The organism is Amycolatopsis sp. NPDC049688, assembly GCF_040674975.1.
GTDB lineage: Bacteria > Actinomycetota > Actinomycetes > Mycobacteriales > Pseudonocardiaceae > Amycolatopsis.
This window is the reverse complement of record NZ_JBFANY010000013.1, coordinates 1-19,453: the sequence shown is the minus strand read 5'-3', so window position 1 is coordinate 19,453 and position 19,453 is coordinate 1. Positions and strand designations below refer to the sequence as shown.

Sequence of the window (19,453 nt, the reverse complement as noted above, 5' to 3'; positions counted from 1 at the left end):
TGACCTTCTGCCCCGGTGAGCGGGAAATTGTCGACATCGCCGTCGAGAGATCCTATGTTTCCCCCATGCTGACCAAGTGGGGCTCGACGCGGCGCCGCACCGCGATGGCCGCTTTCCTGGGGGCGGGCGCGCTGCTCGCCACGACCGGTCCGGTGGCCGCGGCCGATCCGGACGCCGCGAGCCGGGACGTCTACGTTTCGCCGGAGGGGTCCGATCACGCGTCCGGCACCGCGGGACACCCGGTCCGGACCCTCGACCGGGCCCGCGACCTCGTGCGGCAACGGGCGCCGCACCTGACGCGGGACCTGACCGTGCACCTCGCGCCCGGCGTCTTCCGGCTCGCCGCGCCGCTGCGGCTGGACGCGCGGGACTCCGGTGGCAACGGCCACCGCGTCATCTGGCAGGGCAGCGGCGACACCGAGCTGAACGGCGGCGTGCGGGTCACCGGCTGGCGGCCGGTCCCGGGCCGGCCGGGCCTGTTCGCCGCGCCCGCGCCGGCCGGGCTGGACAACACCCGGCAGCTGTACGTCGACGGCGTCCGGGAGCAACGCGCCCGCGGCCCGCTGCCGGTGACCGTCAAGGCCACCGCCACCGGCTACACCGCGAGCGCGGACACGCTTGCCCACTGGCGCAACCCGAAGGACGTCGAGTTCGTCTACACCGCCGGCGAGGCGCTGTGGAACATCCAGCGTGACGGCCTCGGCCAGTGGACCGAGCCGCGCTGCCCGCTCGCCGCGGCCGAGGGCACGACGCTCACCATGGCCCAGCCGTGCTGGGACAACTCGACGAAACGCGTGCTGTTCCCGGACATCCCCGGCCGCAGCGTCAACATGGTCGGCCCGGCCGACCTCACGAACGGGCGGCACCCGACCTACGCCGAGAACGCCTTCGAGCTGCTCGACACCCCCGGCGAGTGGTACCTCGACCGGTCCGCGCACGTGGTCTACTACCTGCCGAAGGCCGGCCAGGACCTGCGCCGCGCGGACGTCGAGATGCCGGTGCTGGAAAAGCTGCTCGACGCGAAGGGCACGGCCGCCGCGCCGATCCACGACGTGGCCTTCCGCGGGCTGCGCTACTCGTATGCCACCTGGCTGACTCCGTCGTCGCCCGAAGGGTTCTCGGAAATCCAGGCCGGCTACACGATCACCGGCGCCAACGGCTGGGCCGTCCAGGGCCTGTGCCAGTTCGTCCCCGGCGGCACGTGCCCGTACGCCTCGTGGACGCGGGAGCCCGCCAACGTCGCCGTCTCCCACGGGCAGCGCATCGAATTCGCCGACAGCGTCTTCGCCCACCTCGGCGGCGCCGGGCTCGACCTGATCGACGGCACCAAGGAATCGCAGGTGCGCGGGGACGTCTTCACCGACATCTCCGGCAACGGCGTGCAGATCGGCGGCGTGGACAAGCCGGTGACGGACACCGACGCCGACGTGGTGCGGGACGTCCAGGTCACCGACAACCACCTCTACGGCCTGCCGCGCGAATTCCACGGCGGCGTGCCGGTCGTCAACGGCTACAGCGTGCGGAACACCATCTCCCACAACCAGATCGACCACGTCGGCTACTCGGCGGTGTCGGTCGGCTGGGGCGGCTGGCCGGACAAGATCAAGCGCCCGGCGACGCCGAACCTCTCGCACGACAACGTCGTTTCGGACAACCTGATCTTCGACTACATGCTGATGCTCGACGACGGTGGCGGCATCTACACCCAGGGCATCACCGGCACCTCCCTCGACGACGGCGAAAAGGTCACCGGCAACGTGATCCACGGCCAGTGGGGGCTCGGCAAGGGCGTCTACACCGACAACGGCAACACCTACGAGACGATCCGCGGCAACGTGCTGTACGGCACGGCGTACTTCAACGTCGGCACGGTGCACGTCGACTACCGCGACGACCTGGGCAACAACGACCCGACGCTGATCGAGGGCAACTACTGGGAGCAGGGCGACCGCGACAAGACCGACAAGGGCGCGATCACCCGCGGCAACGTGCTCCTGGCGCACCCGGCCGACGCGCCGCCCGCGATCGTCGCGAACGCGGGCCTCGAACCGGCCTACCGCAAGCTGCTCACCCGGCAGGTCGGCGGGCGGGCGCCGGCCGAGGCGCCGTCGCGGGTCGGCACGTTCGCCGTCTCGGGGAAGCTGTACGCGACCTGGAACCCGACGTTCGCCTTCAACAACGCGCCGGTCACGGACTACGTCGTCACGGCGTCGGGCGGCGGGCGCACGTACCGGGCGACGGTGTCCGCGGCCGACTTCGCGAAGCGCGCGTACGCCGAAGTGCCCGGGCTGACGGACGGGACGGCGTACACGGTGACGGTCGCGGCGCGCAATGCGTTCGGCACGAGCGAGCCGTCGCTGCCGGCCGCTCCGGTGACGCCTGGCCCGAGCACCGGCGCGCTGCCGGACGTCCCGACGAGCGCCCGGGCGTTGCCGAGCGCCACGGCGGCGTCGATCCGCTGGAACCCGCCGGCCGCGGCGGGCGCCACCCCGGTGCTCGGCTACGTGATCACGGTGTCGGACGGCCGCACGATCGCGGTGGAGGGCCGCGACGCACTGGTGACCCAGCCGACGGTCAAGGGCATGACGCGAGTGGTCGACGGCCTGCACCCGGCGACGGCGTACACGTTCACGGTCGCGGCGGTGACGGCAACGGGCACCGGCCCGGCGGCCACCTTCACCGCCACCACGACGCCGTAGCGTAACGGGCCGTATCGCCCGATCGACTCACTTCCGGGGGGCCCGGTGCCGGGCCGGGCCGGCCGGAGGTGGGGGTTTGGCGGAGGACAAGGACCTCGGACAGCGCTTGACCGAGGCCGCCGCGAGCGGCGCGTTCGTGGACCTGCGCACCGGAGACCGGGCGGCCGACGATCCGGCCGGGGGTGCCGGCTGGCCGGAGTCCCGGACGGTGCGCGCGGAGCTGATCGCCCGGCTGGTGACCGGAACGCAAACCCCGCCGCGCGCCGTACGCCTCGCCGGGGTGCGCGTGACGGGCCGCCTCGACCTCGAGTCGGCCATCCTCCGCTGCCCGCTGGTGCTGGAAGGCTGTTCCTTCGAGGAGCCCGTCACGCTGGAGCAGGCGCAGGCCGTGACGGTCCGCCTGCCGGGCTGCCACGTTCCCGGAATCACTGCCGATGAGCTACACGTCAGCGGCGCCCTCGTGCTGGGACGGCTGGTCGCTCCGGAGGGTGGGGTCAGCCTGTCCGGCGCCCGCGTCGACGGGCACCTCGACCTCGACGGGGCCACGCTGGCCAACCCGGCCGGAGCCGCGCTCTACGCCGACAGTCTCCGGGTCGACCAGGGCATGTTCTGCCGCAACGGTTTCACCGCCGACGGCGGCGTGCGCCTCCTGGGCGCCCGCGTCGGCGGCAACCTCGAACTCGACGGGGCCACGCTGGCCGATCCGGGCGGGTACGCGCTCAACGCCGACAGCCTCCGGGCCGACCAGAGCGTTTACTGCCGCAACGGTTTCACCGCCGACGGCCAGGTGAACTTCCTCGGCGCACGGATCGGCGGCAGCCTGGAGTTCGACGGGGCCACGCTGGCCAATCCGGGTGGGCCTGCGCTCAACGCCGACAGTCTCACCGTCGGCCGGGCGATGTTCTGCCGCGACGGCTTCACCGCCCAGGGCGAGGTGTTGCTGATCGACGCCCACATCGGCGGCAATCTCGAATTCGGCGGCGCGGTGTTGACCGCCGGCGACCGGTTCTCGCTCAACGCCGCCAACCTGGCCGTCGAGCAGAACATGTACTGCAGCGACGGTTTCCTGGCCCAGGGCGAGGTGAACCTGCTCGGGGCGAACGTCGCCGGCAGCCTCTCCTTCGAAGGTGCCAGCGTGCACAACTCCGGCGGGATCGCGCTCTACGCCGACAGTCTCACCGTCGGCCGGGCGATGTTCTGCCGCCACGGGTTCACGGCCGAGGGCGAGGTGAACCTGCTGGGTGCGCACATCGGCGCCACCCTCGACTTCGAAGGCGCCCACTTGCACAACCCCGGCGGGTTCGCCCTCAACGGCGACAGACTCACCGTCGACCACGCCATGTTCTGCCGCAACGGGTTCACGGCCGTGGGCGAGGTGAACCTGCTGGGTGCGCACATCGGCGCCAGCCTCGACTTCAACCGCGCCATCCTGCGCAATCCCGGCGGGATCGCGCTCTTCGCCGAGAGCCTGATGGTCGACCGGACCATGTTCTGCCGCGACGGCTTCACGGCCGAGGGCGAGGTGAACCTGCACAGCGCGCAGATCGGCGGCAGCCTCCGCTTCACCGGTGCTTCCTTGGTCAACCCCGGCGGCCCGGCGCTCCACCTCGAAAGTGCCCGTCTGGACGCGCTGGTCCTGATGCCGCAAGGGCCTCCGGTCGGCATCGTCGACCTGACGAACGCCCGGGTGACCCGCTTCCACGACGCCCAGGACGGCTGGCCCACCGCGATGCGCCTGCGCGGATTCACCTACGACGTCCTGGAAAACGACACGGTCACCGTCCGCGCCCGCCTGAAGTGGCTGGCGCGCCACCAAGGCGGCTACGCGCCCGGCCTCTACGACCAGCTCGCCGCGGCCTACCGCCGGGACGGCCACACCCAAGCCGCCCGGCGGGTCGGGATCGCCAAGCAGTGGCGCCGGCGGCGGGCGCTCAACCTGCTGGGCAAGGCGTGGAACTGGCTGCTCTACCTGACCGTCGGCTACGGCTACCGCACCTGGCTGGCCGGGTTGTGGCTGGCCGGGCTGGTGGCCGTCGGGACCGCCGTCTTCGCCGGGGCCTACCCCGGCCAGATGAAGGCCGCGTCCGCCACCGTTCCGGAGTTCCAGCCGGCGGCGTACACCCTGGACGTCATGCTGCCGATCGTCGACCTGGGCCAGAAGAAGAACTGGTTCCCCCAGGACACCGCGCAGGTCTGGTCCTGGGTGCTGACCGGGGCCGGCTGGGTGCTGACCACCGCGGTCGTCGCCGGGCTGACCAACGCCCTCAAACGCGACTAGGGCGCGTCCGGGCGGGACAGCAGCTCCCGCAGCGTCGCCAGCAGTTCCCGCCGGTCCGCCGCCCCGAGCTTCCCGCGGATGCGGGCCATGTGGTGCTCGACCGTCTTGCCCGAGATGAACAGCTTGCTGCCCGCCTGCTTGTACGTCAGCCCGTCCACGACCAGCCGGGCCACTTCCAGCTCGCGCTCGCTCAATGCCGCGAGGCCCGCGCCCCCCGCCGGTTCGGTGGTGCCCGGGTCGCGGCGGGCCGCCGTGCCCTGGAACTGGCGGGCCGCCTCCAGGAGCTGGACCATGGCCTTGCGGTCGGACGTGCGGATCGCCGCCTGGCCGGCCAGCCGGGCCGCGTCCCAGCGCAGGCCCAGGTCGTGCAGTTCGGCCGCCGCCGCGGAGATCGCGTCCGGGTCGAACGTGCCGCCCAGCACCGCCAGCCAGCCCTGGGCCGCCGTGGCCAGGGCGCGGGGGTGGCGGCCGCAGTGGGCGTGCGTGGTCAACGTCGCCAGGTGTGCCTCGGCCGCCTCCGCGTCCTCCAGCGTGATCGCCGCGTGCAGCTCGTGCCAGACCAGCGAGACGGTCCACAGTGGAGGCTCGCCGAGGCGGGCGAGCAGGCCGTGTGCCCGTTCGAACTGGCCGGAGAGCTTGGCGAACGCGCCGGTGCGGGCCGCCGCGATGGCCAGCTCGCCCAGCGGCAGCAGCGAAAACAGGTCCGTCTGCTGCCGCATCGACGCCTGGTACGCGCGGTTCCACGATCGCTGCAGCCCGACGAGGTCGCTGGCCCGCCGGGCCAGGCCGAGCTCCAGCGTCGCGAAGAACAGCTCGTCCCGGGCTTCCAAGGCAAGACCGGCGACGGCGTCACGGTGTTCGGCGGCCGTCGCCAGGTCGCCGGCCGTCATCGCGACCCAGCCCAGCAGCAGCCGGTGCCGCACGGCCAGGAGATCGCCGCCGATCCGGCCGTCGAGGGCCCGGGTCAGCACGGACTCCGCCAGCGCCAGCTCCCCGGTGTGCAGGGCGACGAGCGCGGCCAGCGCCGCCGGGCTGTCCGGCAGCAGCGTGCCGCCCAGCGCGGGCTCCAGCATCGCGGCCGCGCCCAGCAGCGTGGACAACGTCTCCGTCGCGCAGGCGGACACCGAATCCACGATGCCGCGGGCCATCCGGGTCGCCGCGCCGGCGAACAACGTCGGCGCCGCACCGGGGGTGGGGGAGTCGAGGAGGCGCCGGGCGCCTTCGAGGTCGCCCGTGCCGAGCAGGGCCGTCGCGGAAAACGCGTCGGCGCGGCCCGCCCAGTGGTAGAGCTCCGCGCTGCGGGCCAGTTCGCCCCGGTGCGCCAGCACGGTCGCGGCGATTTCCGCGCCGGCCGCCCGGGTTTCCGCGTCGGGCGCGCCGAGCATCCCGTCGCCGAGCCGGAGCGCGGTGTCGAGGTCGCCGGACAGCGCGGCGGCCCGCGCCCAGCCCGCGGTGACGGCGGGGGAGCGGTCGCCCGCTTCGGCGGCGGCTTCGAACAACCGCGTCGCCAGGCGCGCGTCGGAAGGCAGCGCTTCCCCGGCTGCCGCGGCGAACGCGGCCGCCGCGGACGTGCCGGAGCTGCCGGTGCCGAGCAGGGACCGGGCCAGGTCGAGCACCGGGAGGTCGTTCGCCAGCTGCAGTTCGACGAGCCGCTGCACGGTGGTCAGCCGGCGGGCGGGCGGCCCGAAGTCGCGGACGGCGGCTGCGGCCAGCGGCAGCAGCGTGTCGTCGGGGGCGAGCAGGCCGGTCGCGCGGGCGCCTTCGACGATGGCGGGCAGCTCGTCCGGGCCGCGGTCGAGCAGCGCGCACAGCAGGTCGAGGTTGCGCCCGGCCCCGGCTTCGGCCGCGATCAGGTAGCGGAGGACGTCGTCGTCGAGCTCGTCGAGCTCGGGCCGGAACTCTTCCAGCCGCCCGCGCAGCGCGCGCTCGGCCAGCCGCGGCACCCCGCCGCTGCGGGCGTGCAGCTCGGCCGCGGCCGCCGGATCCGCGGGCGATCCCGTCACCGCGGTCATCAGCTGCGCCACGTCTTCGACGCCGAGCGGGCCGAGCTGCAGCAGCGTCCAGCCGGGCGCCACCGCGGCCGGCCGGTGCGCGACGACGATCGGCCCGTCCGCGCCGGCGAGCAGCTCCTCGAGCTGGTCGGGGCCGAGCCGGTCGGCGTCGTCGACCAGCACGGCGTCGACGCCGGCCTCGCGGTAGCGGCGGTCGAGCGCGGCGAGCAGCACGCTCTTGCCGTACCCGCCGGGGGCGACGACGGCCAGCCGCAGCGGGGCGGCCGGCTCGGCGGCGACGCGGTCGAGCAGCCGCCGCGCCGCCGGGTGCACCGGGACGGTGTGCGGCGGGGGGACCTGCGTGAGCAGTGTGTTCAACAGTGACCTTCACCGGAGGGGGCAGTGGCGGGGGTGGGGAGGCTCAAGGCGGGGAGACGCCTTGGCTCGGGGAGCTGGGGGCCGGGGTGGGGCCGGCGGTGGCTTCGCGGGCGGTGACGGTGATCGCCACCGCCGAGACGGCCGCGGCGAGCAGCAGGATCGCGGCGGCGAGGGGACGCCGCCGGCGGAACAGGTTCAGCGGGCCGGTGCGCTCGGGCAGTTCGAACGGCGTGATGTCGACCGGCGGCCGGGGCGGCCGCTCGCCGAGCTCACCGAGCGTGTCCACCTGGGGGAGCAGGGTGGTCTCGACGGCCGGGGGTTCCTGGGGGGTCCCCCGGTGGTCGGCGCGCAGCGCCGCGAGGGCGGCCGCGCCCAGCGCGGCGGTCGCCGGCGGAACCGGTCCCGCGAACATCGGGCACGGCGGCCGGGCGGGGAGCGCGTGCGGCGGGACGTCTCCGCAGAACACCACCCCGGCGAGGCTCTTGGGGACCGCCGACGCCGAGCCGGCGAGCGCGAACAGCGTGCTGAGCGCGGCCGCCGGGGCCACTCCTTCGGCGCTCGCGCCGGGCTGCCAGCCGCTCGCGCCGGTCGCCGTCGCGAGGGTGACGTTGACGCCGTCGGCGCCGAACTCGCACACCCCGGCCACCTGCGCACCGGGACCGGGGACCGGCACGTGCGCGCCGAGCGCGGCGACCGAGCCGGGGACCAGCGTGACGGCGGTGAACCCGGAGTCGGCCAGTGCCCGTCGCAGCACGTCACGGCGGTAGGCGCCCCAGTCGCCGGGGTGGGTCAGCACCAGGTGGAGCGGGGGCCCGCCGAACAGGTTCGCGGCGTGCTCGGCGATCCCTTCGACGAGCACCGTGGTGAGCGTCTCGGGCGGGAACGGCTCGCCTTCGACGAGCATCGGGACGTCGTCGCCGATCCGCCGGTGGAAGCCGGTGAGCAGCCGGGACGGCACCCGGGCGCCGGCCTGCGCGGCCGCGTCCCCGGTGAGCAGGTAGCCCTCGTCGTCGAGGAACAGCGCGGACGCCGCGGCCGGGGAGCGTTCGCCCAGCCAGAGGGGTTCGGGCTCGCCCCAGCCGGGGCCCTGACGGCGGCAGGTCGCGGCGTGGGTCCGGCCCTGGGCCACATCGATCCCGAGGACGTAGGGCAACGGCGCTTTCCTCCTCACGTCGTGGCGGCCGATCGGGGGCACGAAATTCCCCCTAGGGTTCGGGGCATCCTCACCCAAACGGGTTAGTCAGGCAAGGGTCTGGAGGGATTTAACCCAACTGAGCGCGTCTCGGATGAGCCCCTAACTCCCTAACGATGACATATCGATCCCCTATCGGCTGACCGGACTGCAACTCGGAGTGATCCCCGATGTGCGCTGGGGGATCGGCTCCCTACCTTGATGACGGAGCAGCGGTCCCTGCGGTCGCTGCCGTCCCCCGAACCACCGGACCAGGAGAAAACCCCATGGAATCCGTGCAGACGTTGCACGACTTCGCGCTCAACCTGCTCAACGACCCGACCGCGCTGGCGGCCTTCGGCACGGACCCGCAGGGTGTTCTCGCGGCCGCCGGTCTCGGTGACGTCAGCGCCGCCGACGTGCACGAGGTCATCCCGCTGGTGCTCGACTACGTGCCGGTCGACAGCCTCCCGGCCGTGGGCGGCCTCCCCGTCGTCGGCGACCTGACCCACACCGGCACCGACGCCGCCGGCATCCAGGGCGCGATCGACCAGCTCACCGCCCTCACCGCGGGCCTCGGCCTGCCGGCCACCTCCGACCTGCCGGTCGTGGGCGACCTGGGCGGCGAGCTGCCGGGCGTCGGCGGCCTCGGCCTCCCGGCCGTCGGCGACCTCGGGCACACCGTCACCACCGTGACCGACGTCACCAACACCGCCGCCGGCGTGACCGCGCTGGCCGGCGACGTCACCGGGTCCCTCGGCCTGGGCAACGACCTGGCGCAGAGCATCGACGCGGGTGTCGTGGGCAACCTGGCGAGCGCCGTGACCGGCGCGGTCGAGAGCGGCAACGTGGTCGGCCAAGCCGACCAGGTCGTGACCGGTGTCACCGGCCACGTCGCTGCGCCCGCTCACGTCGGCGACCTGACCGGTGCCGTCACCGGCGCGGTGACCGGCGCGGCCGACGTGACCAACCACGTCGGCGACTTCACCGGCACGCTGAAGAACGTCGGCGACCTGGACCTCAAGCACGTCGGCGGCGAGCTGACGAACACGGTCCAGCACAGCATCGGCGACATCACCCACAACACCGTCACCACGGTGACCGGTGCGGCCGGTGTCGACCACAACTCGGTCGGCGACATCGCCAGCAACAACGGTGTCGACGCGGTGCACGACGTGGTGTCGGGTGTCACCGACAACCTCAGCCACAACGCGCTGGGCAACATCCACGTCGGCGACCTCGGTCACAACGACATCCACATCGGGCACTGATCCCCGAACCGGTCACCGGTGCCCGTCCCGCGGTCTGGGTGCAGCCGCGGGACGGGCACCCGGTGTGCGTACGGGGAGTGAACCGGGGACACTCGACCATCGTGACCGCACCGGCTTGGCTCGAAGTGCTCAACGAGACGCTGGACGCGTGCCGCACGCACGGCCGCGCCGATCTCGCCGAGCGCCTGCGCAGACGCCGGGACGCCCCGGCCGGGCAGTCCCGGCTCGGCGTGCTCGGCTTCCCCAAACAGGGCAAGGGTTATCTGCTCAACGCCGTGCTGAACGCGCCGGTGTGCGCGGTCGGCGACGCCGCGACCCCCGCCGTGCCCACGGAAATCGCCTACGCCGCCGAACCCGCCGCGACGCTGGTCGGCCGGTCCCGCGAACGGATCCCGGTCGCGGTCGAACGGCTCACCGGCGAGCTCGGCGCCCGGCCCGCCGGCACGCTCAGCCGCGTCGAGGTCGGTGTGCCGCGCGAACTCCTCTCGGCCGGCCTGGTGCTGGTCGACACCCCGCCGGTCGGTGACCCGCGGTCACCGCGCACCGCGGCCGCGCTCGACGTGCTCGCCGAAGCGGACGCGGTGATCCTCGTCTCCGACGCGACCGCCCCGCTGAGCGCCGCGGAACTCGCGCTGGCGCGGCACGTGCGCACCTGGTGCCCGCACGTCGTGCTCGCGCTCACCAAGATCGACGTCTGCCCGGGCTGGCGCGCGGTCGCCGAACGCGACCGCGCGATGCTCGGCGAGGCGGGGATCGACGCGCCCGTGCTGCCGGTTTCGGCCGTGGTGCGCCAAGCCGCCGCGAAGGCCGGTGACGCGGATCTCAACGCCCGCTCGGGTTTCCCGGAGCTGCTCGGCTGGATCGCCGAGCAGGCTGCACGCCCGCCCGAGCAGTCGCGCGCGCTGCTCGCCGCGGTCGGGGTGCGTGCTGCCGCCACCGAACTGGTGGAGTCCCTGCGCGACCGGGCCGACGCCGTGGGCCAGGACGCCGGGCTCGGCCAGGCCGCGCTGCTGCAGCGGGCCCAGCGCCGCGCCGACGACCTGCGGCGGCAGAACACCCGGTGGCAGAACCTGCTGTCCGACGAGATCACCGACCTGCTGTCCGACGCCGAGTACGACCTGCGCGAGCGGACCCGCAAGATCGTGAACACCATCGACCGGACCTTCGACGAGGGTGACCCGGCGAAGGTGTGGGACGAGTTCGCGCCGTGGCTGGACAACGCGCTGGCCGAGGCGGTCGACACGAACTACACGTGGCTGGCCGACCGGGCCGAGTGGATCGCCCAGGCGGTCGCGGCGTGCTTCGGCGCCCAGTACGACCTCGCGCTGCCCGACCTGCGGCTCGACGGGTCCGGGGTGGACAGCCTGGACGACGTCCGCCGGCCGAAGATCGAGAAGTTCAAGGTCGGCCAGCAGGCATTCACCGGCCTGCGCGGCTCCTACGGCGGTGTGCTGATGTTCGGCCTGGTCACCAGCCTCGCCGGGCTGCCCTTGATCAACCCCGTGTCGCTCGGCGCCGGTGCCGCGTTCGCCGCGAAGACGATCAAGGACGAGGGCGGGATGCGCCTGCAGCGGCGCCAGGCCGTCGCCAAGCAGGCGGCGCAGCGGCACGTCGACGACGTCTTCCTGCGGTTCAGCAAGGAGTCCCGCGACGCGATCCGCGTCGTGCAGCGGCGCCTGCGCGACCACTTCACCGGGCTGGCCGAGGAACTCGCCGACGAGCTGACGCGCGAGCGCGAGACGATCCTGGCCGGCACCGCCGAGCGCGAGCGGCGGACCGTCCACATCCGCCGCGAGATCGACCGGCTGGCCGCGCTGCACCAGCGCGCGGGCGAACTCGGCACGATCGCCGGCCGGCAGCAGCGGCGGGAGCTTTCGGCGTGACCCAGGACGTCCGCGACCTGCTGCACGCCGCGGCCGGGCTCTACCGGGACGACCCGCGGGCGTCGGCGCTGCTGCACGACTGCCTGAACCGGCTGGAGCAGCCGCTGCGCGTCGCGTTCACGGGAGCGCCGTCGTCCGGAAAGACGACGCTCGCCGCCGCACTGGGCGAATGGCCGACGCGGGCGCTGCGCGACCTCGTGCTGCTGGACGACCCCGGCCCGGCCGACGACGTCCCGGACGCGACGGTCCGGCTGGTCCGCCACCTCGAGCCGGACGAGCTCGCGGCGGCGCACCAGCCGGGCGGTTCGGCGTTCGCGCGGCAGAGCGCGGTCAATTCGGTGCTGGTGCTGTCGCGGGCCGACGAGGTCGGAGCGGGCCGGATCGACGCGTTGCTCACGGCGAAGCAACTGGCGCGGCGCGCGTGGCGGGAAGACCCGCTGTGCACGGGGTTCCTCGGCGTGATCGCGGTCGCCGGTCAGCTGGCCTACGGCGGCCGTTCGTTGCGCGACGACGAGTTCGACCTGCTGGCGGCGTTCGCCGCGGTGCCGCGCGAGGAGCTGGAACGGCACGTGCTGTCGGTGGATTCGTTCACCGACCCGGCGTTCCCGGGCCCGATCCCGGTCGAGACGCGGCGGTCGCTGGTGGTCCGGTTCGGGATGTTCGGCGTCCGGCTGGCCCTCACGCTGATCCGCACCGGCTGCGACGACCGCGTGAAACTGTCCGCGGAACTGGTGCGCCGCAGCGGTCTGGGCGAACTGCGGGACACCCTCGCCGGGTGTTTCGTCGCGCGGTCCGAGGCGTTGAAGGCCCGCACGGCGATCATCCGCCTGGAGGCCCTGCTGGCCGCGCACCCCCGCCCGGGCGGCGACCGCCTGGTGTCCCGGGTGGAGCGGTTCGCCGCGGCCGCGCACGACTTCCGCGAGCTGCGCCTGATCGCCGACATCCGCGGCGGCCGCACGGCGTTGTCCGGCGAGCCGGCGGAGGAGGCGGTCCGGTTGCTGGGTGCCCAGGGCACGGCCCCGGCCGACCGCCTCGACCTGGAGCCGGACGCGGACCCGAACGAGATCTACGAGGCCGGGCTGGACGCGCTGCGGCGCTGGCGGCACGAGGCGGAACGCCCGGACCGCCCCCACGCCGAACGCGCGGCGGCGCACGTCGTGGTCCGGTCGACCGAGGGACTGCTCTCGCTGTTCGCTTAGCGCTGGATACCGGCTGAGCCTGGTCGAGGCGGGGCCACGAACTCTCCCCGCGTCCGCTCGAAGGCTTAACCGTCCAACCGGGACCAGAACGCGGTCAGGGCGCGCGCCGCCGGGTGCGGGTCCGTCACCGGCCACCAGTGCCCCGTGCCGGGGAGTTCGGCGATTTCGGCGCCGGCGGCCTCGCCGGCGAACCGGTGCTGCGCCGGCGTTCCGCTGGCCTGGTCGGCGTCCGCGAGGGCGATCAGGGCCAGGCCGGGCCGCTGCCGGGCCTTCGCCAGGTCGCGGCCCGCGTCGGCCATCACCGGCTGGGCGGCCGATCGCAGGAGCGAGAGCACCGCCCGGCCCATGCCGTCGTCCATCCCGGCGGCCACGCGTTCCGCGGCCGGGCCGGTCATCCCGAGGCCATTGACGACCTCCAGCCGCTGCGCCAGCGTGCCGCCGAAGATCTCCTTCACCGACGCTTCGCCTGCCCCCTCCTGCTGCCACACCTGGGCTCGCGCGTGCCAGACGTAGTCCGGGGCGAAGAGGCCGAGTGCGTCCGAGGCCCAGCTGCGGATCAGGTCCGGGCGGGTCATCGCGATCCGGGCGACGTGCGCGCCGCCCCAGTCGTGGCCGACGAGGTCGACGGGTTCCCGGAACTGCTCCAGCCGCGCGGCGAGCCAAGCGCGGTAGCCCTCGACGGTGGCGGAGAAGCCGTCCGGCGCGGGCACCCCGAAGCCGGGCGGGGACAGCGACACCGCGTCGTCCCGGCCGAGTACCTCGAGCAGCGGGCCCCACACGCCGCTGCTCTCCGGATTGCCGTGCACGAGTACCAGGGGAACAGGCATGGTCGCTCCTAACTTGCGTGCATGTATGCAAGTAACTGTAGCAGCGGCCGCTGCCGGGGACCACTGCCGGAAACTACGGCGTGACGGCGAAGGCCGCGCGCACCGAGCGCGTCGCCTCGCGGATGAGGGTAGGGACGTTGCGCACCGGAGGCTGGGCGATGAGCTGCAGCCCGGTCCCGCGGACCAGGGCGACGACCAGCACGGCGGCCGCGGCCGGGTTCGCGTCGGGCCGGACGGACCCGTCGGCGACGCCCTGGCGGACCACGTTCGCCAGGAGCTGCCGGAAGTCGGCGTCCCGGCGGGCGAACAGGGGGGCCAGCAGGGGGTCGGCCGCGATCGCCTCGCCCCACAGCTGCAGGAACGCGCGCGCCGACGGCGTCCGCCGCACGACGTTGCGCAGGTAGGCCTCGACGATCTGCACCAGGTGGTCCAGGCCGTTCCCCTGGTACGCGGGGACGTCGAACCGCTGCGCTTCGTCGACCACGGCTTCCAGCAGCCGTTCCCGGCTGCCGAAGTGGTGGTAGACGATGCCGCGGCTGTAGCCGGCGGCTTCCCCGACCTCGGCGAGCGTGACGGCACGGGACCCGCTGCGCGCGATGAGCGCCATTGCCGCGTCCACCACGCGCCGCTCGGTCTCGGCGCGTCGTTGCTCCTGCGTCCGCCGGGCCGGGCGATCGGTCATGCGTGGTGCTCCCCTGACTGGCATCGTGGTCGACGAAGTGTGCCACGGCGGCCTCCCGCCGCCCGGCCTGGTCGCCGCACGCGGCTACAGAACGGCGGTCACCTCGATCTCGACCACGTGCTCCGGCACGTCCAGCGCCGCGACGCCGATGAGCGTGGCGGGCGGCTTCGCCGTGGTCCCGATCTTGGCGCTGCCGCGGGCGATGCCGTCGAGCAGCGCCGGCATCTTGTCCGGTGTCCAGTCGACGACGTAGGCGGTCAGCTTCGCCACGTCGTCGAACGACCCGCCGGCCGCGGCCAGGGCGGCGGCGACGTTGACGTAGCACTGCTCGACCTGCGCGGCCAGGTCGCCGCCGGTTTCCCAGGCGACCTGCCCGGCGACGTAGACGAGCTTCGTCCCTTCGGCGACGGCGACCTGGTGGTAGACGTCGATCTCGGGCAGCTCGGGCGCGTTCAGCAGGGTGACAGCCATCTTTACCTCCGTGCTCTCTTGTGGTTACCCAGGAACCGTAGGAGAGTCTTGGACCATGCGGAAGAAGGCACTTTTCGGTGACGGGGGAACCAAATGGTGACCAAGCAGGACAAGGACCTCTCCCGCGCGGATTCCCTGGCGCGCGAGATCTTCTCGGACGTCGCCAACAAGTGGGCGCTCCTGATCATCGAGACCCTCGGCGAGCGCACGCTGCGGTTCAGCGAGCTGCGGAACGAGGTCGCGGGCATCAGCCACAAGATGCTGACGCAGAACCTGCGCATGCTGGAGCGCAACGGCCTGGTCGAGCGCGAGGTGCACCCGACCGTGCCACCGCGCGTCGAATACACCCTCACCGAGCCCGGGCAGGGGCTGCGCGCGACGGTCGACGGCATGTGCGGCTGGACCCAGCGGTTCATCGAGGACATCGAAGCCGCCCGGCACCGCTTCGACGGTTGACGCCTGGTCGCGTGAGCCGCACCATAGACCGGTCTATGGTCCAGCGCCGGCCCGAAGGGGAACGCCCATGCCCGAAGACGTCCGCCCGCGGGTCCGGTTGTTCGGCGAGCTCCTGGCGCACTGGGCGCGGGAACGTCCGGCCGACACCGCGCTGATCTTCGGCGACCGGAGGTGGACCTGGGCCGAGTTCGACGAGCGGGTCCGGCGGCTGTCCGGCGCCCTGGCCGTCGCCGGGATCGCACGCGGCGACCGCGTGGCGTTCGTCGACAAGAACCACCCCGCCTGTCTGGAGACGACCTTCGCCGCGGCCGGGCTCGGAGCTGCCAACGCCGTCGTCAACTGGCGGCTTTCCGGTGACGAACTCGCCTACGTACTGGCGGACGCGGGCGCGAAAGTCGTCCTCGTCGGCGCCGAACTGCAGCCCGCGATCGACGCGATCCGCGACCGGCTGCCCGCGCTGGAACGCGTGGTGGTCGTGGGCGGGGACGCCGACGAGTACGAGTCCTTCCTGGCGTCCGGTGAACCGCACGCCGGGACCGCTGTCGACACCGACGACGGCGTGCTGGTCATGTACACCAGCGGCACCACCGGGTTCCCGAAGGGCGCGGTGCTGACCCACCGCAGCGTCCTCGCGCACGGCCTGGCCGCCGGGACCGCGTTCCCGATCGGCCCGGGCGACGTCAACCTGGTGGCGATGCCGCTGTTCCACGTCGGCGGCAGCTGTTACGCCGTTTCCGGTTTCCTCTACGGCGAACCGTCGTACCTGACGCGCGAGCCGGACGCGGCGTCGCTGTTCGCAGCGCTGCAGGCCGGGATCACGCACGCCTTTTTGGTGCCTGCCGTCGTGGCCGGGATCGCGCAGGCCGGCGAGGCCGCGCTGCAGGCGTTCTCCCGCATCAAGTACCTGTGCTACGGCGCTTCGCCGATGCCGCTCCCGCTGCTGCGCACGGTGCTCGCCGCCTGGCCGGACGTCAAGTTCGCGCAGGTATACGGCATGACCGAGCTGTCCGGCGCGGTCACCGCCCTCGACCCCGAGGCGCACCGGGACACCACCCGCCCCGAGCGGCTGGCCTCCGCGGGCACCGCACTGTCCGGAGTGGACATCCGGATCGTCGACCCGGTCACGGCGGAGGACGCCGAGGTCGGTGAGGTGTGGGTGCGCACGGAGCAGCGGATGGCGGGCTACCTGGGCAAGCCGGAGGCGACCGCGGAGACCATTGTGGACGGCTGGGTCCGCACCGGCGACGTCGGGCGCCTCGACGACGGCGGGTTCCTGTTCCTCGAGGACCGCGTCAAGGACATGATCATCACCGGCGGCGAGAACGTGTACTCGCCGGAGGTCGAGCGCGTGGTGGCGGAGTTCCCCGGCGTCGCCGAGGTGGCCGTGATCGGCATCCCGGACGACCGGTGGGGCGAGCAGGTCAAGGCCGTCGTCGCCGGCGACCAGCTCGACGCCGAGAAGATCGTCGAGTTCTGCCGCGAGCGGCTGGCCCACTACAAGTGCCCGCGCAGCGTCGACGTCGTGGAGGCGCTGCCGCGCAACGCGACCGGCAAGATCCTCAAGCGGTCCCTGCGCGAACCCTACTGGCGGGACCGGGACCGGAACGTCTGATGCCGCCGGTCACGCGGCAGGCGTACTTCGGGGCCGCGCTGGACCTGCTGGCCGAGCACGGGTTCACCGAGCTGACCGTCGGCGCGCTGTGCCGCGCCCTCGGGGTGACAAGTGGTTCGTTCTACCACCACTTCGGCGGCTGGCCGGGGTTCGTGGCGCAGCTGCTGGACCACTGGGAGAACCGCCAGGTGCGGATCCTGCGCGAGCGGAACTTCGGCACGGGTGGCCCGTCGGCGGACTTCGCCGCGCTGATGGACCTGACCCTCGGCCTGCCCCACGAGGCCGAAGCGGCCATCCGGGCGTGGGCGCGCAATGACGAAACGGTGCGAGCCGTGCAGAAGCGCGTCGACGACGCCCGGGTGCGGACGGTCGGCCGCGTGGTCGAGGCCATCGTCGGCGACTGCGCGCTCGCCCGGACGTTGACGTCCCTCGGGATGGCGATGCTGGTCGGGCACCAGCAGCTGGCGTCGGCGGGGGAGCACGGCGAGCTGACGGAGCTGCTGGGGGAGTACACACGGCTGGTGCACTCCCGTGCCTCGTGAGTGAGAAACAGTGTTCTAACCCTGTTTCTCACTCACGAGACCCGGGTCAAGCGTTGCCGAGCACCCGGGTCACGGTGATCTCGATGACGACCCGCTGCGGGTTCGGCTTGGGCTGCCGGTAACGGGCGGCGTACCGGTTTTCGGCGTCCCGCACCGATTCCGGGTCGTCGCGCAGCACCGCGCGTCCCTCCAAAGTGGACCAGCGGGGGCCGTCCAGCTGGCAGACCGCCACCGGGATGCCCTCCGTGCCCGCGGCGCGCACCAGCCGGGCCTTGACCGACGGCGCGAAGGTGATCACGCGGGCCAGGCCGGCCTCGAAGTCGACGGTCACACCGACCGCGACGACGTGCGGGGTGCCGTCCGGGCGGACCGTGGTCAGCGTGGCCAGGTGGCGCTCGGTCCAGAACGCGCGGAAGTCCGGCCCGCGGTCGTCGAGGTTCATGGTCCTCACGCTAGTCCGTCCGGGCGGGGGAGGCGGTGTGGGACCACTCACGGTAATAGTAAGGAAAGTTTCCTAACCCTCTTGACCTGGTCTTGAACCTTCTGTCACGCTTCGATCACCTTCGCCGCAGCCAACGATGTCGTTACGGAGGAGCCATGAAGAGAGTCGTCCGGGCGGTGGTGGTTTCGGCCGCGCTCGCCGCGGGGCTGCTGAGCGTGCCCGCCGCCGCGTCCGCGGCCGGCACGCCGTACGTGCCGGGAACGTTGCGGCCGTCGGTTTCGCAGGCCACGCAGGATGCTGCGCTGCAGAAGTACTACGACTTCTGGAAGAAGAACTTCCTGACGACCAAGTGCGGCTCCGGCACCTACGCCGTGCTGTCGAAGGACGCCGACCACTCCTTCGTCGCCGAGGGCGAGGGGTACGGCATGACGATCTCGGCGATGATGGCGGAGAAGGACCCGCAGGCGCGGTCGATCGTCGACGGGATCCTGAAGTTCGTCAAGGCGCACCCGTCGGTCAACAACAAGGATCTGCACGCGGCTGAGCAGGATTCGAGCTGCAAGAGTGTCAACGGCAGCGATTCGGCGACCGACGGCGACCTCGAAATCGCCTACGGCCTGCTGATCGCGGACAAGAAGTGGGGCAGCGGGGGCGCGGTCAACTACAAGGCCGAGGCTGTCCGGATCATCAACGCGATCAAGAAGAGCGAAGTCAACGGCAGCACGAAGTTCACCCTGCTGGGCGACTGGGGCAACGACGCCGAGTACCGGAACAGCTCCCGTTCGTCGGACTGGATGCCGGGCCACCTGCGCGCGTTCGCTGCGGCTACCGGTGACAGTTTCTGGGATTCGGTCCGCGCTCGTTCGGAGGCGGCGGTGAGCCAGCTGCAGTCGTCGTACGCGCCGAACACCGGGCTGCTGCCGGATTTCGTGGTCAACACGAACTCTACGCCGAAGCCGGCGCCGTCCAACTTCCTCGAGGGTCCGTACGACGGAAAGTACAGCTGGAATGCCTGCCGTGACCCGTGGCGGCTGGGCGCGGACGCGATTTCGTTTTCCGGGAGCGCGGCGGCGGGGCAGGTTCGCAAGATGAACACGTGGATCAAGTCGGCCACCGGTGGTGACCCGGCGAAGATTCAAAGCGGTTATTCGCTGTCGGGTTCGAAGACGGAGAGTGGTCAGCATCCGTGCTTCACGGCTCCGTTCGCGGTGGCGGCGATGACGGATTCGGGTAGTCAGGCTTGGCTGGACAAGCTGTGGACGGCTGTCTCGACTTGGTCTCCGGATGCGACGGATTACTACGGGACCGGGATCACGATTCAGGTTCTGCTGATTCTGAGTGGGAACTACGTGGCCGCTTAGGCGGGTTGTCCGTTGTCTCTGCCGCGGTAGGGCGGGTCCGACCTCCCCCGCCCCTCCGGTGGGATTTTCAGCCGGCGGTCGGGTTTGTCAAGGCGACGTCGGCTCCGGTGGGGAGTCGACTTCGTCGAACGCGAGTGCCACGATCTGCTCGTCGTCCAGCAGGCTGCCCTCGAGGTAGGCCGCCGTCGTC

At 72.6% G+C, this 19,453-nt stretch carries 15 protein-coding genes; 9 read left to right on the top strand and 6 right to left on the bottom strand.

The window, feature by feature from the left end; genetic code table 11:
• The first annotated feature begins 65 nt into the window (after positions 1-65).
• Both AB0J55_RS32480 and AB0J55_RS32475 read left to right on the top strand, forming a co-directional pair.
• The gene (locus AB0J55_RS32480; protein ID WP_364257130.1) at positions 66-2,699 is read left to right on the top strand and encodes a fibronectin type III domain-containing protein; all 2,634 of its coding nucleotides are present in this window, start codon (positions 66-68) and stop codon (positions 2,697-2,699) included.
• A gap of 76 nt (positions 2,700-2,775) precedes the next feature.
• The gene (locus AB0J55_RS32475; protein ID WP_364257127.1) at positions 2,776-4,977 is read left to right on the top strand and encodes a hypothetical protein; all 2,202 of its coding nucleotides are present in this window, start codon (positions 2,776-2,778) and stop codon (positions 4,975-4,977) included.
• Here the strand turns inward: AB0J55_RS32475 and AB0J55_RS32470 are convergent.
• Together AB0J55_RS32470 and AB0J55_RS32465 are read right to left on the bottom strand one after the other, a co-directional pair.
• Positions 4,974-7,346 (bottom strand): helix-turn-helix transcriptional regulator, encoded by a 2,373-nt coding sequence (locus AB0J55_RS32470; protein ID WP_364257124.1) that lies wholly within the window; start codon positions 7,344-7,346, stop codon positions 4,974-4,976. The two genes, AB0J55_RS32475 and AB0J55_RS32470, sit on opposite strands and share 4 nt — an antisense overlap.
• A 43-nt stretch (positions 7,347-7,389) precedes the next feature.
• Entirely contained in the window at positions 7,390-8,499 is a 1,110-nt protein-coding gene (locus AB0J55_RS32465) for a molecular chaperone DnaK (RefSeq protein ID WP_364257121.1), read from the bottom strand.
• 305 nt (positions 8,500-8,804) lie between these two features.
• Between AB0J55_RS32465 and AB0J55_RS32460 the strand changes: the two genes are divergently transcribed.
• The 3 genes from AB0J55_RS32460 (at position 8,805) to AB0J55_RS32450 (ending at position 12,870) form a co-directional block, all read left to right on the top strand.
• Positions 8,805-9,788 (top strand): IniB N-terminal domain-containing protein, encoded by a 984-nt coding sequence (locus AB0J55_RS32460; RefSeq protein WP_364257118.1) that lies wholly within the window; start codon positions 8,805-8,807, stop codon positions 9,786-9,788.
• Between the two features lie 101 nt (positions 9,789-9,889).
• The gene (locus tag AB0J55_RS32455) at positions 9,890-11,671 is read left to right on the top strand and encodes an isoniazid inducible protein IniA (protein ID WP_364257115.1); all 1,782 of its coding nucleotides are present in this window, start codon (positions 9,890-9,892) and stop codon (positions 11,669-11,671) included.
• Complete coding sequence (locus AB0J55_RS32450) at positions 11,668-12,870, top strand: GTPase (RefSeq protein ID WP_364257112.1); 1,203 nt, start codon at positions 11,668-11,670, stop codon at positions 12,868-12,870. Before AB0J55_RS32455 ends, AB0J55_RS32450 begins: the two co-directional genes overlap by 4 nt.
• A 65-nt stretch (positions 12,871-12,935) precedes the next feature.
• Here AB0J55_RS32450 and AB0J55_RS32445 read toward each other — a convergent pair whose 3' ends face one another.
• The 3 genes from AB0J55_RS32445 to AB0J55_RS32435 all read right to left on the bottom strand — a co-directional run bounded on the left by AB0J55_RS32445 (position 12,936) and on the right by AB0J55_RS32435 (position 14,850).
• Complete coding sequence (locus tag AB0J55_RS32445) at positions 12,936-13,697, bottom strand: alpha/beta hydrolase (RefSeq protein WP_364257109.1); 762 nt, start codon at positions 13,695-13,697, stop codon at positions 12,936-12,938.
• A gap of 73 nt (positions 13,698-13,770) precedes the next feature.
• A complete protein-coding gene (locus tag AB0J55_RS32440) occupies positions 13,771-14,379 on the bottom strand; it encodes a TetR/AcrR family transcriptional regulator (protein WP_364257106.1) in 609 nt (202 codons plus the stop codon).
• A gap of 84 nt (positions 14,380-14,463) precedes the next feature.
• Positions 14,464-14,850, bottom strand: coding sequence for a RidA family protein (locus AB0J55_RS32435; RefSeq protein ID WP_364257103.1), 387 nt, complete (start codon positions 14,848-14,850; stop codon positions 14,464-14,466).
• Positions 14,851-14,943: 93 nt separating this feature from the next.
• On the opposite strand from AB0J55_RS32435, the gene AB0J55_RS32430 reads away from it, so the two are divergent.
• From AB0J55_RS32430 to AB0J55_RS32420, 3 genes are all read left to right on the top strand, one after another.
• The gene (locus AB0J55_RS32430; protein WP_364257100.1) at positions 14,944-15,306 is read left to right on the top strand and encodes a helix-turn-helix domain-containing protein; all 363 of its coding nucleotides are present in this window, start codon (positions 14,944-14,946) and stop codon (positions 15,304-15,306) included.
• Between the two features lie 67 nt (positions 15,307-15,373).
• The gene (locus AB0J55_RS32425) at positions 15,374-16,918 is read left to right on the top strand and encodes a long-chain fatty acid--CoA ligase (protein WP_364257097.1); all 1,545 of its coding nucleotides are present in this window, start codon (positions 15,374-15,376) and stop codon (positions 16,916-16,918) included.
• Positions 16,918-17,460, top strand: a complete 543-nt coding sequence (locus tag AB0J55_RS32420; RefSeq protein ID WP_364257095.1) for a TetR/AcrR family transcriptional regulator — start codon at positions 16,918-16,920, stop codon at positions 17,458-17,460. The genes AB0J55_RS32425 and AB0J55_RS32420 overlap by 1 nt, the downstream gene beginning before the upstream one ends.
• Positions 17,461-17,506: 46 nt before the next feature.
• Here AB0J55_RS32420 and AB0J55_RS32415 read toward each other — a convergent pair whose 3' ends face one another.
• Entirely contained in the window at positions 17,507-17,902 is a 396-nt protein-coding gene (locus tag AB0J55_RS32415; RefSeq protein ID WP_364257092.1) for a PPOX class F420-dependent oxidoreductase, read from the bottom strand.
• Between the two features lie 155 nt (positions 17,903-18,057).
• Between AB0J55_RS32415 and AB0J55_RS32410 the strand changes: the two genes are divergently transcribed.
• A complete protein-coding gene (locus AB0J55_RS32410; protein ID WP_364257729.1) occupies positions 18,058-19,263 on the top strand; it encodes a glycosyl hydrolase family 8 in 1,206 nt (401 codons plus the stop codon).
• Positions 19,264-19,453: the final 190 nt, after the last annotated feature.

Excerpts from the sequence above, each read along its gene's own strand:
- AB0J55_RS32480 (WP_364257130.1), top strand. The coding sequence starts at position 66 with ATGCTGACCAAGTGGGGCTCGACGCGGCGCCGCACCGCGATGGCCGCT.
- AB0J55_RS32460 (WP_364257118.1), top strand. The coding sequence starts at position 8,805 with ATGGAATCCGTGCAGACGTTGCACGACTTCGCGCTCAACCTGCTCAAC.
- AB0J55_RS32445 (WP_364257109.1), bottom strand. The coding sequence starts at position 13,697 with ATGCCTGTTCCCCTGGTACTCGTGCACGGCAATCCGGAGAGCAGCGGC.
- AB0J55_RS32440 (WP_364257106.1), bottom strand. The coding sequence starts at position 14,379 with ATGACCGATCGCCCGGCCCGGCGGACGCAGGAGCAACGACGCGCCGAG.
- AB0J55_RS32435 (WP_364257103.1), bottom strand. The coding sequence starts at position 14,850 with ATGGCTGTCACCCTGCTGAACGCGCCCGAGCTGCCCGAGATCGACGTC.
- AB0J55_RS32430 (WP_364257100.1), top strand. The coding sequence starts at position 14,944 with ATGGTGACCAAGCAGGACAAGGACCTCTCCCGCGCGGATTCCCTGGCG.
- AB0J55_RS32425 (WP_364257097.1), top strand. The coding sequence starts at position 15,374 with ATGCCCGAAGACGTCCGCCCGCGGGTCCGGTTGTTCGGCGAGCTCCTG.
- AB0J55_RS32420 (WP_364257095.1), top strand. The coding sequence starts at position 16,918 with ATGCCGCCGGTCACGCGGCAGGCGTACTTCGGGGCCGCGCTGGACCTG.
- AB0J55_RS32415 (WP_364257092.1), bottom strand. The coding sequence starts at position 17,902 with ATGAACCTCGACGACCGCGGGCCGGACTTCCGCGCGTTCTGGACCGAG.
- AB0J55_RS32410 (WP_364257729.1), top strand. The coding sequence starts at position 18,058 with ATGAAGAGAGTCGTCCGGGCGGTGGTGGTTTCGGCCGCGCTCGCCGCG.